13 protein-coding genes are annotated in these 16,858 nt (G+C 73.4%); 11 read left to right on the forward strand and 2 right to left on the reverse strand.

From position 1 onward, the window contains the following. A complete protein-coding gene (locus ACFY8W_RS29175) occupies positions 1 to 189 on the reverse strand; it encodes a hypothetical protein (protein WP_391111424.1) in 189 nt (62 codons plus the stop codon). Positions 190 to 484: 295 nt separating this feature from the next. Between ACFY8W_RS29175 and ACFY8W_RS29180 the strand changes: the two genes are divergently transcribed. Beyond that, positions 485 to 3,562, forward strand: coding sequence for a beta-N-acetylglucosaminidase domain-containing protein (locus ACFY8W_RS29180; protein ID WP_391111426.1), 3,078 nt, complete (start codon positions 485 to 487; stop codon positions 3,560 to 3,562). A gap of 114 nt (positions 3,563 to 3,676) precedes the next feature. On the opposite strand, the gene ACFY8W_RS29185 is transcribed toward ACFY8W_RS29180, so the two are convergent. Beyond that, positions 3,677 to 4,240 (reverse strand): HNH endonuclease, encoded by a 564-nt coding sequence (locus tag ACFY8W_RS29185; protein ID WP_391111430.1) that lies wholly within the window; start codon positions 4,238 to 4,240, stop codon positions 3,677 to 3,679. A 226-nt stretch (positions 4,241 to 4,466) separates the two neighbouring features. Here ACFY8W_RS29185 and ACFY8W_RS29190 point away from each other — a divergent pair, with 226 nt between their 5' ends. The 10 genes from ACFY8W_RS29190 (at position 4,467) to ACFY8W_RS29235 (ending at position 16,833) form a co-directional block, all read left to right on the forward strand. Continuing rightward, positions 4,467 to 5,561: a mechanosensitive ion channel domain-containing protein gene (locus ACFY8W_RS29190; RefSeq protein WP_391111432.1), complete on the forward strand. Its 1,095-nt coding sequence runs from the start codon at positions 4,467 to 4,469 to the stop codon at positions 5,559 to 5,561. Between the two features lie 225 nt (positions 5,562 to 5,786). Continuing rightward, on the forward strand, positions 5,787 to 7,001 hold the full coding sequence (locus ACFY8W_RS29195) for an ROK family protein (RefSeq protein ID WP_391111435.1): 1,215 nt from the start codon (positions 5,787 to 5,789) through the stop codon (positions 6,999 to 7,001). 83 nt (positions 7,002 to 7,084) lie between these two features. Next, positions 7,085 to 8,431 carry an extracellular solute-binding protein gene (locus ACFY8W_RS29200; RefSeq protein ID WP_391111438.1) on the forward strand — a complete coding sequence of 449 codons (1,347 nt, stop codon included), beginning with the start codon at positions 7,085 to 7,087 and terminating at the stop codon, positions 8,429 to 8,431. 6 nt (positions 8,432 to 8,437) lie between these two features. Next, a complete protein-coding gene (locus tag ACFY8W_RS29205) occupies positions 8,438 to 9,379 on the forward strand; it encodes an ABC transporter permease subunit (protein ID WP_391111440.1) in 942 nt (313 codons plus the stop codon). Positions 9,380 to 9,382: 3 nt separating this feature from the next. Continuing rightward, a complete protein-coding gene (locus tag ACFY8W_RS29210) occupies positions 9,383 to 10,285 on the forward strand; it encodes an ABC transporter permease subunit (RefSeq protein ID WP_391111444.1) in 903 nt (300 codons plus the stop codon). An 8-nt stretch (positions 10,286 to 10,293) separates the two neighbouring features. Further along, positions 10,294 to 11,559 (forward strand): 6-phospho-beta-glucosidase, encoded by a 1,266-nt coding sequence (locus ACFY8W_RS29215; RefSeq protein WP_391111447.1) that lies wholly within the window; start codon positions 10,294 to 10,296, stop codon positions 11,557 to 11,559. Next, on the forward strand, positions 11,550 to 12,533 hold the full coding sequence (locus ACFY8W_RS29220) for a BadF/BadG/BcrA/BcrD ATPase family protein (protein ID WP_391111449.1): 984 nt from the start codon (positions 11,550 to 11,552) through the stop codon (positions 12,531 to 12,533). Before ACFY8W_RS29215 ends, ACFY8W_RS29220 begins: the two co-directional genes overlap by 10 nt. A 423-nt stretch (positions 12,534 to 12,956) precedes the next feature. Next, positions 12,957 to 14,399: a hypothetical protein gene (locus ACFY8W_RS29225; RefSeq protein ID WP_391111451.1), complete on the forward strand. Its 1,443-nt coding sequence runs from the start codon at positions 12,957 to 12,959 to the stop codon at positions 14,397 to 14,399. An 11-nt stretch (positions 14,400 to 14,410) separates the two neighbouring features. Beyond that, positions 14,411 to 15,535, forward strand: coding sequence for a transporter substrate-binding domain-containing protein (locus tag ACFY8W_RS29230; protein WP_391111454.1), 1,125 nt, complete (start codon positions 14,411 to 14,413; stop codon positions 15,533 to 15,535). Between the two features lie 20 nt (positions 15,536 to 15,555). Beyond that, on the forward strand, positions 15,556 to 16,833 hold the full coding sequence (locus tag ACFY8W_RS29235) for a hypothetical protein (protein ID WP_391111457.1): 1,278 nt from the start codon (positions 15,556 to 15,558) through the stop codon (positions 16,831 to 16,833). Positions 16,834 to 16,858 lie beyond the last annotated feature (25 nt).

Below are 16,858 nucleotides of genomic sequence, written 5' to 3' on the forward strand. Positions count from 1 at the left end.
TCACACTCCGGGGGACTCCGAACCGCCCGCGGTGGCGCGGGCGGTGGGTTCACTGGTCAGGGGAGCCGCCTCGATGAGGGGCGGTTCGCTGGTGAGCGGCGCGGCGTCGGCGAGGGGCGGCTCGCTGGTGAGCGGCGGGCCCTGCCGCGGAATCCGTATCCGTTTGCGGGTGGGGTCGGTCGCGGTCACGGGATCTCCCGGTTCGTCTCGACAGGTGGGACAGCACGAGGAGCCCTACCCACGGATCCCCGTTTTACCGGCGGAATTCGGCGAAAGCGCGCCACCTCGCCGAAACGCCACCGGGCAAAGCAGACAGTTCGACCACTCGCATTGACACCCCGTCGGCCCGGGTGGTGGGCTCGTCATCCAATCGTGACCAACGGGTCGTGCGGCCGGCCGGTCGTCGTGACCACCGGACCGTCGTGACCGGCAGGCCGTCGTGACCACCGGGTCACCACGGCCGAAGGGCGGAGAGGAGTCCCGCGTGCACGTCGGACGCAGGAAGCGGACGGCGACGGCCGTGGCCGCGGCCGTCATCGGCGGACTCCTCGGCGGCGCCGTGCCGGGCGTCGCCCAGGCCGCCCCCGTCTCCCCCGTCGCCACGCCCGACCGGCAGCCCGCCGCCGTCCCTCCGGTCTGGCCGCGCCCCCAGTCCCTGACCGCCGCGGGCGAGTCCGTACCGCTCGGCGCAGAGGTGACCCTGCTCACCGCGCCCGAGGCCGACCCGTACGCCGTGACCGCCCTGCGCACGCTCCTCCGGGCGGCCGGGGTGCGCACCGTGCACGAGGCGCTGCCCGGCCGCGGCCCGGTCCTCAGGGTCGGCGACAGCCTGGAGACCGAGACGGCGCTGCGCGCCCTGAGGGTGCCCGAGCGCGGCGACCTGCCCGACGGCGGCTACCGGCTCGCGACCGGCCGGCTCCAGGGCCGGGACACCGTCGTCCTCGACGGCGCGGGCGACGACGGCCTCTTCCACGCCGTCCAGACGCTCCGTCAACTCGTCGGCACCACCGGGAAGGTGCCGGGCGTCGTCGTCCGCGACTGGCCGGCCGGCGCCGTGCGCGGACTGACCGAGGGCTTCTACGGCCGCCCCTGGTCGCCCGCCGAGCGGCTCGCCCAGATCGACTTCATGGGCCGCACCAAGCAGAACCGCTATCTGTACGCGCCGGGCGACGACCCCTACCGCCGGGCGCTGTGGCGCGAGCCCTACCCGGCCGCCGAGCGGGCCGCGTTCCGCGAGCTGTCCGCCCGGGCCGCCGCCAACCACGTCACGCTCGCCTGGGCCGTGGCGCCCGCCCAGGCGATGTGCCTGTCGTCGGACGCGGACGTCAGGGCGCTCACCAGGAAGATCGACTCCATGTGGGCGCTCGGGGTGCGTGCCTTCCAGCTGCAGTTCCAGGACGTCAGCTACAGCGAGTGGCACTGCTCCGACGACAGCGACGCCTTCGGGAGCGGTCCCGGAGCCGCCGCCCGCGCCCACGCGCGCGTGGCGAACGCCGTCGCCGCGCACCTGGTGGAGCGGTACCCGGGCGCGGCCCCGCTGTCGCTGATGCCGACCGAGTACTACCAGGACGGCGCCACCGACTACCGCACCGCCCTCGCCGGCGCCCTCGACGCGCGCGTGGAGGTCGCCTGGACCGGTGTCGGGGCGGTTCCGCGCACCATCACCGGGCGCGAACTGGCCGGTGCGCGCGACGCGCTGCGCCACCCGCTGCTCACCATGGACAACTATCCGGTCAACGACTACGCGCAGGACCGGCTGTTCCTCGGCCCGTCGACCGGCCGCGAACCGGCCGTGGCCGCCGGGTCCGCCGGCTTCCTGGCCAACGCGATGGAGCAGGCCGCCGCCTCCCGGGTACCGCTGTTCACCGCCGCCGACTTCGCCTGGAACCCGAAGGGCTACCGGCCGCAGGAGTCCTGGCGGGCCGCCGTCGACGAGCTCGCGGGCCCCGACCCGGCCGCCCGCGAGGCGCTGCGGGCGCTCGCCGGGAACGACGCCTCCTCGCTCCTCGACCCGGACGGCGAGTCCGCCTATCTGAAGCCGCTCGCCGCCGCCTTCTGGGCGAGCCGCGCCAAGGCCGACCCGGTCGCACGGGAGAAGGCGGCGCGCGAGCTGCGGGACGCGTTCACGGTGATGCGCGAGGCGCCCGCGCGCCTGAAGGGCACCGCGGACGGCACGCTGGGGCACGAGGCCGGGCCGTGGCTCGACCGGCTCGCGCGGTACGGCGCGGCGGGCGAGACGGCCGTCGACATGCTGCTCGCCCAGGCGCGCGGCGACGGCGCGGCGGCCTGGCGGGCCCAGCTCGACCTGGAGCGGCGGCGCGCGGAGCTGCGGCCGGCCGGTGTGACGGTCGGCAAGGGCGTCCTCGACGGCTTCCTCGCACGGGCGGTGTCGGAGTCGGCGGCCTGGACGGGCGCCGACCGGGCACAGCAGCGCGGGCCAGGCCGGGGCGCGGACGCGAAGCCGGACGAGGGCCTGGACGTGGACGCGGCGCGGGGCACGTACACCGTCCGGCTCGACCGCTCGCGGCCGGTGGAGACCCTGACGGTGATGACCGAGCCGGCCGACGGCCCGGGCGGCCCGGGCGGCTCCGACGGTTTCCCGTCCGGCTTCCTGGAGGCGTACGTGCCGGGCGAGGGCTGGCGGCGGATCGGCCCGCTGGCCGCCTCGGGCTGGACGCAGGCGGATCTGAAGGGCCTGCGGGCGGAGGCGCTGCGGATCGTGTGGACCGGCGGCGGCGAGCCGCCCCGGGTGCGGTCCCTGGTGCCGTGGTTCGCGGACGAGCCGCACGCCGGGCTGGAACTGGCCCGCGCCGAGACCGACGCGGAGATCGGCGGCCCCGCCCAGCGGGTGGACGTGACCCTGGAGGGCCGGCGGGCGGCCGCGGTACGCGGGGCGCTGACCGCGCGGGCGCCCAAGGGGATCGCGGTGCGGCTGCCGAAGGAGGCCGTGGTGCCGCGGGGCACCCGGACCACGGTCCCGCTGGAGGTGTCGGTGGCGCCGGACGTGCCGGCCGGCTCGTACGCCGTGCCGGTGTCGTTCGCGGGCGAGGAGCGGGTCCTGACGGTGCGGGCCTTCCCGCGCACGGCGGGGCCGGACCTGGCCCGTACGGCCACTGCCTCATCCTCGGGCGACGAGACGCCCGACTTCCCCGCCGCGCTCGCGCTGGACGGCGACCCGGCCACCCGCTGGTCCTCGCCGGCCGAGGACGGGGCCTGGTGGCAGCTGGAGCTGGCGGAGCCGGCCCGGATAGGCCGGGTGGTGCTGCACTGGCAGGACGCCTACGCCTCCCGCTACCGCATCCAGGTCTCCGCCGACGGCCGCACCTGGCGCACGGCCGCCACGGTGCGCGACGGCCGGGGCGGGCGCGAGTCGGTCCGGATGGACGCGGCGGACACCCGCTTCCTGCGGGTGCAGGGCGACGCGCGGGCGACGGAGTACGGCTACTCGCTGTGGTCGGTGGAGACCTACGCCGTGGCGGGCACGGCGGACGCCGGGTCCGAGGACGCACAGCAGGACACGGACCGGAGGGAGCCGGACGCGTCGACGCCCGGCTCCCGGTAGCCCCGCCCGCAGGCCCCCGCAGGCCGCCCGACGTGAGGCCTGCCGGGGGGAGCCTGCCCGGTCCCCGATCCGCCGGGCGAGCCCCGAGGCGGCCGGGTACGCGAAAGGCCCGGCTCAACCCGTCGTCAGCACCTCCTGAGGAGTGCTGCCGACGGCGTCGATCCGGGCCATGACGTCGTCCGCGCCGTACGGCTGGAGGTACGGCAGCCAGCGTGGGTCCCGATGGCCGGTCCCGATGATCCGCCAGGCGAGGCCCGTCGGCGGCGCGGGTTGGTGGCGCAGCCGCCAGCCCAGCTCCCGCAGGTGCCGGTCGGCCTTCACGTGGTTGCAGCGGCGGCAGGCCGCCACGACGTTCTCCCAGGCGTGCGTCCCCCCGCGGCTGCGCGGAATGACGTGGTCGACGCTGGTTGCGACGCCACCGCAGTACACGCAGCGCCCGCCGTCGCGGGCGAAGAGGGCTCTGCGGGTCAAGGGAACGGGCCCCCGGTAGGGGACCCGCACGAACCGTTTGAGCCGCACCACACTGGGCGCGGCGATGGCACGGCTCTCGCTGTGCAGGAAGGCGCCGGACTCCTCGAGGCAGAGTGCCTTGTTCTCCAGGACGAGGACGAGCGCGCGGCGGAGCGGTACGACGCCGAGCGGCTCGTACGACGCGTTGAGGACCAGGACATGCGGCACGGATGCCTCCTATGACGCCGGCGGCGCGTGGCTCGCGCCGGGACGAAACTGCAACCAGTCTCCCCTCATGCCTGGTCGGAGCGCCACCACATGGAGGTAACGGCCCTGGGGTGTTCTCGACCACATCGGCGGGCGTACGGGAGTCTTCCCCGGCGGTGGACCGTCTTTCCTGGTGCACACGTGTGCACACGACGACGGGGGCACGCCCTGTCCCCCGTTAGTGTGGATGGATTGCGAACGCCTGCCTGGAGGTCCCCCCGTGCTCTGGTCCGCCCCGCCGACCGACGATCCCCAAGCCGTCCCGGTGACGCTGGACGAGGCGGCGGAGAAGGCGACGAACGCCGCGGGCTGGGTGGAGCAGAACTGGTCCACCTGGCTGAACACCGGTCTGCAGATCCTGCTGATCCTGGTCGTGGCGCTGACCCTGCGGATGCTGGTCCGCAAGGCGCTGACGAAGCTGATAGAGCGGATGAACCGGTCGGCACAGGCGGTGGAGGGGACGGCCCTGGGCGGCCTCCTGGTCAACGCCGAGCGGCGCCGGCAGCGCTCGGAGGCGATCGGCTCGGTGCTGCGGTCGGTCGCCTCGTTCCTGATCCTTGGCACGGCCGGCCTGATGATCCTGGGCGCCTTCAAGATCGACCTGGCGCCGCTGCTCGCCTCGGCGGGTGTGGCCGGTGTCGCGATCGGTTTCGGCGCCCGCAACCTCGTCACGGACTTCCTCTCGGGCGTCTTCATGATCCTGGAGGACCAGTACGGCGTCGGTGACTCGGTCGACGCGGGCGTCGCGTCCGGCGAGGTCATCGAGGTGGGCCTGCGGGTGACGAAGCTGCGCGGCGTGGACGGCGAGATCTGGTACGTCCGCAACGGCGAGATCAAGCGCATCGGCAACCTCAGCCAGGGCTGGGCGACGGCCGCGGTCGACGTGACGGTCCGCCCGACGGAGGACCTGGACCGGGTGCGCGAGGTGATCAGCGAGGTGGCCGAGACGATGTCGAAGGAGGAGCCCTGGAACGAGCGCCTCTGGGGCCCGGTCGAGATCCTCGGTCTGACCGAGGTGCTGCTCGACTCGATGACGGTCCGCGTCTCGGCGAAGACGATGCCCGGCAAGAAGCTGGGCGTGGAGCGCGAGCTCCGCTGGCGCATCAAGCGCGCCCTGGACGCGGCGGGCATCCGCATCGTCGGCGGCATCCCGGCCCAGGCGGAGGAGTCCGCCCCCGCCGACCCGACGGCCGGCATGGCCGCCCCGTCGGCCTTCGCCTCCCCGGCCTCCCCTCAGTCGGCCGCGGCGACCCCGCTCCCGAGGCCTGACCTCAACAAGTAGCGAACAAGTAGCGCGCATCGCGCACGCGAAGGTGGCGCCCCGCCCATGACGGCGGGGCGCCACCGCTGTCTCCGCCGGATTGCCGGGATCCGGCCCCCGTTCGGGGTGTGCGCGCGAAGCAGTCGCCGTGTTCGGGGTATTGACGCCCTGCTGACCTCCGCCTTACCTTCCTCCCAACCCAATAGGAAACTTTCCTAACAGTGCACCCCAGGCAGGTGGAGCGTCTTGGCCGGTACGACCCCGGGTACTCCCGGCACCCCGCGCGTGCTGCGCGCCATGAACGACCGTGCCGCGCTCGATCTGCTGCTCGCGCACGGACCCTTGTCACGGACCCGGATCGGCAAGCTGACCGGGTTGTCCAAGCCGACCGCCTCGCAGCTGCTCGCACGGCTCGAGGCCGCCGGGCTCGTCGTGGTCACCGGCACCACCGAAGGACGGCCGGGGCCCAACGCGCAGCTCTACGGGGTGAATCCGCGGGCCGCCCACGCGGCCGGGCTCGACGTCAGTCCCGAGCGCGTGCACGCGGCGGTCGCCGACATCACCGGCGAGGTCGTCGGGGAGTTCCAGGTGCCGACGCCCGGACGCGGCGCCGACGACGTGGTGCGCCAGGTCGTCGACGCCCTCGGCGGGGCCGCCAAGGACGCCGGGCTGGCCCTCGGGGACGTACACCGCGTCGTCATCGGCACGCCCGGTGCCTTCGACCCGGCCACCGGGCGGCTGCGCTACGCCTCCCACCTGCCCGGCTGGCACTCCCCCACCCTCCTGGAGGAGCTGGCCGTCGCCCTGCCCATGCCGTTCGAGTACGAGAACGACGTCAACCTCGTCGCCATCGCCGAGCAGCGGCTCGGTGCCGCACGCGGCCACGAGGACTTCGTGCTGCTGTGGAACGAGGAGGGCATCGGCGCCGCCCTCGTCCTCGGCGGCCGGCTGCACCGCGGCTTCACCGGCGGCGCCGGCGAGGTCGGCTTCCTGCCGGTGCCCGGCACCCCGCTCGTCCGGCAGGTCGCCAAGGCCAACTCCGGCGGCTTCCAGGAACTCGCCGGCGTCCAGTCCGTACCCCGGATCGCCAAGGCCGTCGGAATCGACACCCGTGAGCAGCCGTACGTGGAGACCGCGGCCGGACTGCTCGCCCGCGCCGCCGGACTCCACGGTGAGGACGAGCGGTACGGCCGGCTCCTCGACGTCTACGCCGAGCGGCTCGCGACCGGACTCGCCGCCCTGGTCGCCGTGCTCGACCCCGAGCTGATCGTCATGTCCGGCGCGGCCGTCAGCCCCGGCGGCGAGCCGCTGCGCGCCCGCGTCCAGGCCCAGCTCGCCGATCTCGCCGCCTCCCGGCCGCGGCTCGTCCTCGCCGAGGTCGACCGGCAGCCGGTCCTGCGCGGCGCCCTCGAATCGGCGCTCGCCGCCACGCGCGACGAGGTCTTCGACACCTCCCGGTAAGCCGCGCCCGACCACGCCCGCCCCCGAAGCTCTCTCTCCTCGACCGCCCCCGTCCCGGCCCTCCGTTCCAGGGAGAACCCGTCATGCCCGCTCGCCCCCGCCGGCGCGCCGCCGCCGCACTCGCCGCCACCGCGTCCATAACGCTCTTCGCCTCGGCCTGCACCGGCCAGTCGGGCAGCGGCGCCACCGACGACCCCGACGCCAGGACCACGATCACCTTCTGGCACGGCTGGTCCGCCGAGTCCGAGGTGAAGGCCATCAACGACAACATCAAGCGCTTCGAGCAGGCCCACCCCAACATCAAGGTGGACGTCGTCGGCAACATCAACGACGACAAGCTCAACCAGGCGCTGCGCACCGGCGGTTCGAAGGGCCCCGACGTGGTCTCGTCGTTCACCACCTCCAACGTCGGCAAGTTCTGTTCCTCCGGGGCCTTCGCCGATCTGAAGCCCTTCGTCGAGAAGTCGAAGCTCGACCTCGAGAAGATCATCCCGAAGACGCTGCTCGACTACACCCAGTTCGAGGGCAGGCGGTGCGCCATGCCGCTGCTCACCGACGCCTACGGCCTCTACTACAACAAGGACGCCTTCAAGGCGGCCGGCCTCGACCCCGCCAAGCCCCCGAAGACGTACTCCGAGCTGCTCGCCTACGCGAAGAAGCTCACCAAGGCCAAGGGCGACGGCTACGAGCAGCTCGGCTTCATGCCGAACTACCACGGCTACGAGACCACCACCGAGCACTACCTGGGCAGTTGGGGCCCCACGTACTTCGACGCCGCCGGCAGGTCCACCGTCGCCTCCGACCCGGCGGTCGCCGAGATGATGACGACGCAGAAGAAGATGGTCGACGAGCTCGGCGGCTACGCGAAGCTGGAGAAGTACCGCACCGCCTTCGGCGACGAGTGGGGCGCCAAGCACCCCTTCCACACCGGCCAGGTCGCCATGCAGCTCGACGGCGAGTGGCGCCTCGGCATGGCCACCGACGCCAAGGTGCCGTTCGACATCGGGGTCGCCCCGATGCCCGTCCCGGACGACCGCGCGGCGGAATACGGCAAGGGCTTCCTGTCCGGCACGATCATGGGCATCGCGCCGCAGAGCAAGAAGCAGAACGCCGCCTGGGAGCTGGTCAAGTTCATGACCACCGACACGGATGCCGTCGTCGCCTTCGCCAACGGCATCCGCAACGTGCCGTCCACCTTCGACGCCCTGAAGTCGCCGGACCTGAAGTTCGACCCGCGCTTCCGGACCTTCCTCGACATCGCCCAGCACCCGAAGTCCAACACCCCGGCGGGCGCGGTCAACGGCGCCACCTACCTCAACACGATCCAGGACTTCGCCCTGCAGTACGAGAAGGGCGAGGTGTCCGACCTCAAGGCCGGTCTGGCGAAGACCGCCCAGCAGATCGACACCGACGTCGCCAAGGCGAAGTAACCGCGGATGAGTGCTCCCACCCTCCGTTCGAAGCGCCGTCGCTCGGCGCTGCGCACGGCCGCGTTCCTGTCACCGTGGCTCATCGGGTTCGGCGTGTTCTTCGCGTACCCGATGGTCTCGACCGTCTACTTCTCCTTCATGCACTACGACGGCTTCCAGCCGCCGTCCTTCAACGGCCTGGCCAACTGGACGTACGTCTTCCAGGACTACCCGATGTTCTGGCCCGCGCTGCGCAACACCCTGTGGCTGGTCGTGGTGATGACTGCCTGCCGGGTGGCCTTCGGACTGGGCGTCGGACTGCTCATCACGAAGATCAAGACGGGCGCCGGCCTCTTCCGCACCCTGTTCTACCTGCCGTACCTGGCCCCGCCGGTCGCGGCGACGCTCGCCTTCGTCTTCCTGCTCAACCCGGGCACCGGGCCGGTGAACTCGGTCCTGGAGGGGCTCGGCGTCCCCGCGCCCGCCTGGTTCAACGACGCGGCCTGGTCCAAGCCCGCGCTGACCATGCTCGCGGTGTGGGGGGTCGGCGACCTCATGGTCATCTTCATGGCCGCGCTGCTCGACGTGCCGAAGGAGCAGTACGAGGCCGCCGAGCTCGACGGGGCCTCCGCCCTCCAGCGCTTCCGCTTCGTGACGCTGCCGAACATCTCGCCGATCGTGATGTTCGCCGTCGTCACCGGGATCATCCAGGCGATGCAGTACTACACCCAGCCCCTGGTGGCCGGGAAGGTCGCCTCCGGTGTCATCGGCGGCTCCGGCCAGCAGTTCGAGCCGGGCTATCCGGACAAGTCCACGCTGACCCTGCCGCAGCTCGTCTACAACCTCGGCTTCCAGCGCTTCGACTACGGAGCGGCCTGCGCCACCGCCCTCGTCCTCTTCGCCCTGGCCATGCTCTTCACCGGGCTGCTCATGCGCCGCCGCGGCGGCCTCGTCCAGGCAGGTGACTGAACCATGAGCCAGGTACTCCGGAGCCGCGAGGCCGCGCGGCCGGCCGCCGCCCGGCCCGCCCCCGCCTCCCGGACCGCCCGCCGCAAGGCGCTGCTGCACTGGATCGCCGTGCACGCGCTCGGCATCGCCGCCGCGCTGTTCTTCGTGCTGCCGTTCGTCTTCGTGCTGCTCACCTCGCTGATGAGCGACCAGCAGGCGCTCACCCGCGACCTCACGCCCGACACCTGGGAATGGGGCAACTACGTCCGGGTCTTCGAGGCGCCGGGCTTCCTCACCTGGTGGCGCAACACCCTGCTGTACGCGGGCCTCGGCACCGTCCTGACCGTGGTGTCCTCGGTCCCGGTGGCGTACGCGCTGGCCAAGTTCCGCTTCCGCGGCAGCAGACTCGCCCTGATGCTCGTGATCTCGATGATGATGCTGCCGCCGCAGGTCGTCGTCATCCCGATGTACCTGTTCTGGGCGAAGCAGCTGGACCTGTCCGGCAGCCTGTGGCCGCTCATCGTCCCGATGGCCTTCGGCGACGCCTTCTCCATCTTCCTGCTGCGCCAGTTCCTGCTGACCATCCCGAACGAGTACCTCGACGCCGCCCGCGTCGACGGCTGCGGCGAACTGCGCACGCTCGTCCGGGTCGTGCTGCCGATGGCGAAGCCGGGCATCGCGGCCGTCGCGCTCTTCCAGTTCTTCGCCGCGTGGAACGACTACTTCGGGCCGCAGATCTACGCCTCGGAGAACCCGGCCGCGTGGACGCTGAGCTACGGCCTCGAGTCGTTCAAGGGCGCGCACCACACCGACTGGAATCTGACCATGGCCGCGACCGTCCTGGTCATGGCCCCCGTGATCCTCGTCTTCTTCTTCGCCCAGAAGGCATTCGTCGAGGGCGTCACACTGACCGGAGTGAAGGGCTGACTGATCGTATGAAGCTGGCTGTCGTGGGGGGCGGCTCCACCTACACCCCCGAACTGATCGACGGGTTCGCGCGCTTGCGCGACACCCTGCCCGTCACCGAACTCGTCCTGGTCGACCCCGCCGCCGAGCGTCTGGAGCTCGTCGGCGGCCTGGCCCGGCGGATCTTCGCCAGACAGGGCCACGACGGTGTCATCACCACCACGTCGGACCTCGACGCCGGAGTCGACGGCGCCGACGCCGTCCTGCTCCAGCTGAGGGTCGGCGGGCAGGCCGCGCGCGAGCGGGACGAGACCTGGCCGCTGGAGTGCGGCTGCGTCGGCCAGGAGACCACAGGCGCCGGCGGCCTCGCCAAGGCGCTGCGGACGGTCCCGGTCGTCCTGGACATCGCCGAGCGGGTCCGCCGCACCAACCCGGACGCCTGGATCATCGACTTCACCAACCCGGTCGGCATCGTCACCCGGGCGCTGCTCCAGGCCGGCCACAAGGCCGTCGGCCTGTGCAACGTGGCGATCGGCTTCCAGCGGAAGTTCGCCGCGCTGCTCGGCGTCTCCCCCGCCGAGGTGCACCTCGACCACGTGGGCCTCAACCACCTCACCTGGGAGACCGGGGTACGGCTCGGCGGCCCCGAGGGTGAGAACGCACTGCCGCGGCTGCTCACCGCGCACGGCGACGCCATCGCCGGGGACTTGCGTCTGCCGCGCTCCGTCCTCGACCGGCTCGGCGTCGTCCCCTCGTACTACCTGCGCTACTTCTACGCGCACGACGCCGTCGTCGAGGAGCTGCGCACCAAGCCGTCGCGGGCCGCCGAGGTCGCCGCGATGGAGAAGCAGCTCCTGGAGATGTACGGGGACCCGGCGCTCGACGAGAAGCCCGAACTGCTCGCCAGGCGCGGCGGGGCGTTCTACTCGGAGGCGGCCGTGGACCTGGCGGCCTCGCTGCTGGGCGGAGGGGGCTCGCCGTACCAGGTGGTGAACACGTACAACAAGGGCACCCTGCCGTTCCTGCCGGACGACGCCGTGATCGAGGTGCAGGCGGCGGTGGGTCCGAAGGGTCCGGTGCCGCTGCCGGTGGCGCCGCTCGACCCGCTGTACGCGGGCCTGGTCGCCAACGTCACCGCCTACGAGGACCTGGCCCTGGACGCGGCGCTACGCGGCGGGCGGGACCGGGTGTTCAAGGCGCTGCTCGCGCACCCGCTGGTCGGGCAGTTCGCGTACGCCGACGGGCTGACCGACCGGCTGATCGCGCACAACCGGGAGCACCTGGCGTGGGCCTGACCGGGGTACTCCTCGCCGTGGACGCGGGGAACAGCAAGACCGACGTCGCGGTCCTCGCCCCGGACGGCACGGTCCTGGGCGCGGCGCGCGGCGGCGGGTTCCGGCCGCCCGTGGTGGGCGTGGCGGTGGCGGTCGACGCGCTCGCGGAGATCGTCGACGCGGCGTGGGCGGCGGCCGGCGGGGGTGGCGCGCCGCCGGTCTTCGCGCACGTCGCCGCCTGTCTCGCCAACGCCGATCTGCCGGTCGAGGAGGAGGAGTTGAAGGCGGCCCTGGACGCGCGCGGCTGGAGCCGCTCGGTCCGGGTGCACAACGACACCTTCGCGATCCTGCGGGCCGGTGTCGACGAGCCGCGCGGCGTCGCCGTGGTGTGCGGGGCCGGGATCAACTGCGTGGGCATGACGCCGGACGGCCGCACCGCCCGCTTCCCCGCGATCGGGAAGATCTCCGGGGACTGGGGCGGCGGCGGCGGCCTCGCGGAGGAGGCGCTGTGGTTCGCCGCGCGCGCCGAGGACGGGCGGGGCGTGCCGACCGCGCTGGCCAGGGCCCTGCCGGAGCACTTCGGGCTGCCGTCGATGTACGCGCTGATCGAGGCGCTGCACCTGGGGCGCGTGCCGGCCGAGCGCAGGCACGAGCTGACGCCGGTGCTGTTCCGTACGAGCGCGGCGGGCGACCCGGTGGCCCGGTCGCTGGTGGACCGGCTGGCGGAGGAGGTCGTGGCGCTCGCGTCCGTCGCGCTCGGCCGGCTCGGACTGCTCGACGAGGAGGCGCCGGTGGTGCTCGGCGGCAGCGTGCTGGCCGCGCGCCATCCGCGTCTCGACGCGCGGATCGCGGCGCTCCTCGCCGTGAAGGCGCCGAAGGCGACGGTCCGCGTGGTGACCGCCCCGCCGGTGCTCGGCGCGGGGCTGCTCGCCCTGGACGCGGCGGGCGCGCCGCCGGAGGCGGCGGCACGGCTACGGGAGCAGTACGCGGCCTGAAGACATGAGGTGCAAGTGCGGGAGCAGTACGCGGCCTGAGGGCATGAGGCGCGCGGGTGCGGGAGCAGCACGCGGCCTGAGGTCATGAGGCGCGGGTGTGGGAGCAGCACGCAGCCTAAAAGCATGGGGCGCGGCTGCCGACGGCCGTGGCCGTGGTGGGTGCGGGGCGTTCCTCCAGGGGCGCCCCGCACGCATGTTCACTCGTTCGAGGACGTTCGGGGTGGAACCGATTCCGGCCAGGGGACGTATTCAAGGTGAAGGGGGTTCGCCTGCGACGGCCAGGGGAGCATGGGGCACGATAGGAACAAGATCAGGTCAATCCCGGTGTGCGGGACGGGTGCTGCGGCCATACTGCTGGCCGGGTAGTCGTCCGCCGCTCCGCCGGCAGGACGGGTCGACGTCTGAGACCGAGGGGGAGGTCACGTGACATACCCGCCGAACGCGCCCGCCGCCTCGGCGGCGCAGGGCACCACCGCCGCGCCCGCGCGGCCGGCTCCCGCCGTGCCCGCGCAGGCGACGCAGGCCGGGCCCGCGCCGGCCGCCGCTCCGCCGCCGGTCACGCCCGGCGCGTGGGCCGAGGGCCGCGAGATGCTGCGCCGCGCCGCCACGACCGAGCCGGGCCGGCTGCGGATCCTCGGCGCCGTCCTGGCGCTGCTGGTCGTCGCCTTCGGCGCCGTCACGGCCTACGAGGTCGCCGACCGCGCCTCGTACGCGGACGACGTGGTGGGCCGCAGCCAGCCGCTGAGCGCCGACGCCGCCGACATCTACCGCTCCCTCGCCGACGCGGACGCCACGGCCGCCAGCGGTTTCCTGGCCGGCCCGCAGGAGTCCGAGCAGGTCCGCAAGCGGTACGCGGACGACATCGCGACCGCCTCCCGGCTGCTCGTCAAGGCCGCCGCGAGCACCGACGCCGACGGCGACTCGGCCCGCGAGATCGCCACCCTGAGCGAGTACCTCCCGCGCTACACGGGCCTCATAGAGCGGGCCCGTGCCGCGAACCGGCAGGGCCTTCCGCTCGGCGGCGCCTATCTGCGGTACGCGAACCTGACCATGAGCCGGCAGCTGCTGCCCGCCGCGGAGCGGCTGTACGCGGCGGAGACCGAGCGGCTGCACCAGGACGACGACGAGGCCCGCGCCTGGCCGGTCCTGTCGCTCGCACTCGGGCTGCTCACCCTGGCCGTGCTCGTCTGGGCCCAGCGCCGCAACTACCTGCGGACCAACCGGGTGTTCAACCGTGGGCTGCTCGCCGCGAGCGCCTCCTGCCTGGTGGCCCTGCTGTGGCTGATCGCCGCGCACGGGCTCGCCCGCGCCGGTCTGAACGACGCCCGGGCGCACGGCCAGGACTCCCTCCAGGTGCTCAACGAGGCCCGGATCAGCTCCCTGAAGGCCCGAGCCAACGAGAACCTGGCCGTGGTCGCGCGCGGCGCCGTGCTCACCGAGGACGGCAAGCTCGACAAGTACGAGTCCGACTACACCGGCAGCATGGGCATGCTGTCCACCGCGCTGGACGCGTCGGCGCGGCTCGCCGACGACGCGGAGGGACGCGCCCCGCTCACCGAGGCCGCCGCCCGCGCCGGCGAGTGGCGCGAGCGGCACACGAAGGCCCGCGAGCTCGACGACGCGGGCGACTTCACCCGCGCCATGGAGAAGATCATCGGCAGCACGGAGTCGACCGGGCAGTCCTTCGACCAGGTCGACGCGGCGCTCGGCCGGGCCCTCGCCCACGAGCAGGACGAGTTCACCCGCGCCGCCGAGAGCGGCCGGGACGCGCTGACCGGGCTGCCGCTGGGCGCGGCGGTCCTGGGTGTGTTCGCCGCGGGATGCGCCGTCACGGGCGTCAACCGCAGACTGTCGGAGTACCGGTGAGAGGGGGCGGGATGCCGGACGGCGTCGAGACGGCGAACGGGACGGCAGCGGTGCCGGGCGGCACCGCCACGCCTTCCGCCGCGTCACCGCGGGGCGTCGCGCGCCTGCGCGGCTGGGGCGGGGTGGCCGCGATGGCCGTGGCCTGCGCCCTGACCGCCTCCCTCGCGCTGTTCGCGCTGCCGCGCGCCGGTGAACCCGCCGCCGGGCCCGGGGCCGGCCCGGGCGTGGGCGTGGGCAGGGGCGTGCAGGTCAAGGCGGAGAGCGCGGAGACCTGCGAGAACCCGGAGGCCTCGCTGACGCCGTCGTCGGCCGACGGCCCTGCGGTCACCCGGATCAAGAACCGCGGCAAGCTGATCGTGGGCGTCGACCAGTCCAGCTACAACTGGGGCTTCCGCACGCCGCCGACGGTCACCCGGCAGGCCGACGGCTCGGTGAAGGAGGTCCCCGGCGAGCTGCGCGGCTTCGACATCGACCTGGCGAAGGCCATCGCCAAGTCGATCCTGGGCTCCGAGGACGCCGTCATCTTCCGCACCATCCCGACGAACCAGCGGATCGCCGCCCTGGAGAGCGGCAAGGTCGACCTGGTGGTGCGCACGATGACCATCAACTGCAAGCGCATCCAGCAGGTCGCCTTCTCCACCGCCTACTTCCAGGCCGGCCAGCAGGTCCTCGCGCCCAAGTCCTCCACCGTCACCGGCTACGACTCCTCGCTGAGCGGGAAGCGGGTGTGCACCGCCGAGGGCTCCACGGCCTACGAGGCACTGGAGGAGAAGTCGTTCGGCGCGGTCTTCCAGGACGTGGGCGACGGCACCAAGGACGACCCGGACCTGCTGACCGTGCCCAACCAGCTGGACTGCCTGGCCCGGCTGCAGATGGGCGAGGTCGACGCGGTCGTCACCGACAACGCGCTGGCCGCCGGCCAGGCCGCCCAGGACCCGGCCGTGGAGCTCAAGGGCAGACCGTTCACCACCGAGTACTACGGAGTGGCCGCGAAGCTGGGCGACGACGACCTGGTGCGCCGGGTCAACCAGGTGCTCGTGGAGTACCGGCAGGGCCCCTGGCAGAAGGCGTACCAGAAGTGGCTTGCCGCGGACCTGCCCGGGATATCCGGGCCGCCCGCACCCAAGTACAAGTAGCACGAGACGAGAGGTGATCGATGGGCGTCGCGGGACCCCCCGGGCCGGTGATGGACCGGGACGAGGTGGACCGTGCGCTGGCGCGGCTCGGCGCGGAGCACAAGGCGGTCGAGGACTCGCTCCTCGCCCTCCAGGACCACGCAGGCCGCCGGCTGCTCGAAGGCGCCGAGCTCACCGGCACGACCCGGGAACGCTGGCTGTCCGCCGAGCGGACGATCACCCTGCTGTGGGCGTACTTCGACGCGTACACGGCCGCGCTGCACGACGCCCGTGAGCTGCGGGCCCGGCGCCGCTGGCCCGGCCGTGAGGAGCTGGCCGAACTGACCGACCGGCTGCGCGGCGAGAGCGTGCACGTCCCGGGCGGTGCGATCGGACAGGCCGCGCTCACCGAGCGGTTCACCCTGGACGGCCTGGTCCGGCGGATGAACGAGCTCTACGCCTCGTCGCTCGACGTGGTGGTCACCGCCGACGCCGTGTGGTCGGCGCTGCCCGCCCGGATAGACCTGCTCGCCGCCGAGCTCGGCCGGACGCGTTCGCTGGCGCACTCGGTGGGCGTGCGGCCCGGGGAACACCCGGCCGGGGACGAGCTGGAGTCGATCACGGCAGAGCTGTCCGCGCTGCGCACCCAGGTGGTGTCCGACCCGCTGGCCTTCTGGCGTCCCGCGCAGGGCAGTTCGGCGCCGGGCGGCGGCCGTCCGGACACCGCGCGGTACGACACGGCGGCCCGCGCGCTCGAGGACATCCGGCGCGAGATCGAGGCGGTGCTCCAGGTCCGGCAGGACTCCGAGGAGCGGCTGCTGCGGCTGCGGGACGTGCTGTCGCGGGCGGACCGGACCCTCGCCGAGGCGCGGGCGGCGCGCGGCGAGGTCCTCGCGAAGATCGCCGCCTCCGAGGTGCCGGCCGTCAGCGGCCCGCCGACGGCGCTGCAGGAGCGGCTGTCCGCGGCCGCCGAGTACCGCAGGCACGCCCAGTGGCACCGGCTCTCGCCGCTCCTGGACGCCCTGGAGAGGGAGGCGGAGGAGGAACTGCTGCGGGCCCGTGAGTCGTTGACGGCGGTGACCGCGCCGCTCGCGGTCCGTGCCGAGCTGCGCGGGCGGCTCGACGCGTACAAGGCGAAGGTGGCCAGGCTCGGGGCGGCGGAGGATCCGCTGCTCATCGAGCGGTACGACACGGCCCGCCGGATGCTGTGGAGCGCACCGTGCGATCTGCGGGCCGCCGAGCAGGCGGTGCTGCGCTACCAGCAGGCGGCAACGGAGACGCTGTCCGCACCGAGAGACGGCGGGGGGAACCAGTGGTGAGCGAGGGGTCCGGAGTGGGGAGCTG

Origin of the sequence: Streptomyces sp. NPDC012637, from assembly GCF_042954805.1 — a bacterium.
Classification (GTDB): Bacteria; Actinomycetota; Actinomycetes; order Streptomycetales; family Streptomycetaceae; genus Streptomyces.

What these genes read in the sequence shown, in the direction of transcription:
- ACFY8W_RS29190 (WP_391111432.1), top strand. Translation starts at nt 4,467, where the DNA reads ATGGATTGCGAACGCCTGCCTGGAGGTCCCCCCGTGCTCTGGTCCGCC.
- ACFY8W_RS29200 (WP_391111438.1), top strand. Translation starts at nt 7,085, where the DNA reads ATGCCCGCTCGCCCCCGCCGGCGCGCCGCCGCCGCACTCGCCGCCACC.
- ACFY8W_RS29205 (WP_391111440.1), top strand. Translation starts at nt 8,438, where the DNA reads ATGAGTGCTCCCACCCTCCGTTCGAAGCGCCGTCGCTCGGCGCTGCGC.
- ACFY8W_RS29210 (WP_391111444.1), top strand. Translation starts at nt 9,383, where the DNA reads ATGAGCCAGGTACTCCGGAGCCGCGAGGCCGCGCGGCCGGCCGCCGCC.
- ACFY8W_RS29215 (WP_391111447.1), top strand. Translation starts at nt 10,294, where the DNA reads ATGAAGCTGGCTGTCGTGGGGGGCGGCTCCACCTACACCCCCGAACTG.
- ACFY8W_RS29230 (WP_391111454.1), top strand. Translation starts at nt 14,411, where the DNA reads ATGCCGGACGGCGTCGAGACGGCGAACGGGACGGCAGCGGTGCCGGGC.
- ACFY8W_RS29235 (WP_391111457.1), top strand. Translation starts at nt 15,556, where the DNA reads ATGGGCGTCGCGGGACCCCCCGGGCCGGTGATGGACCGGGACGAGGTG.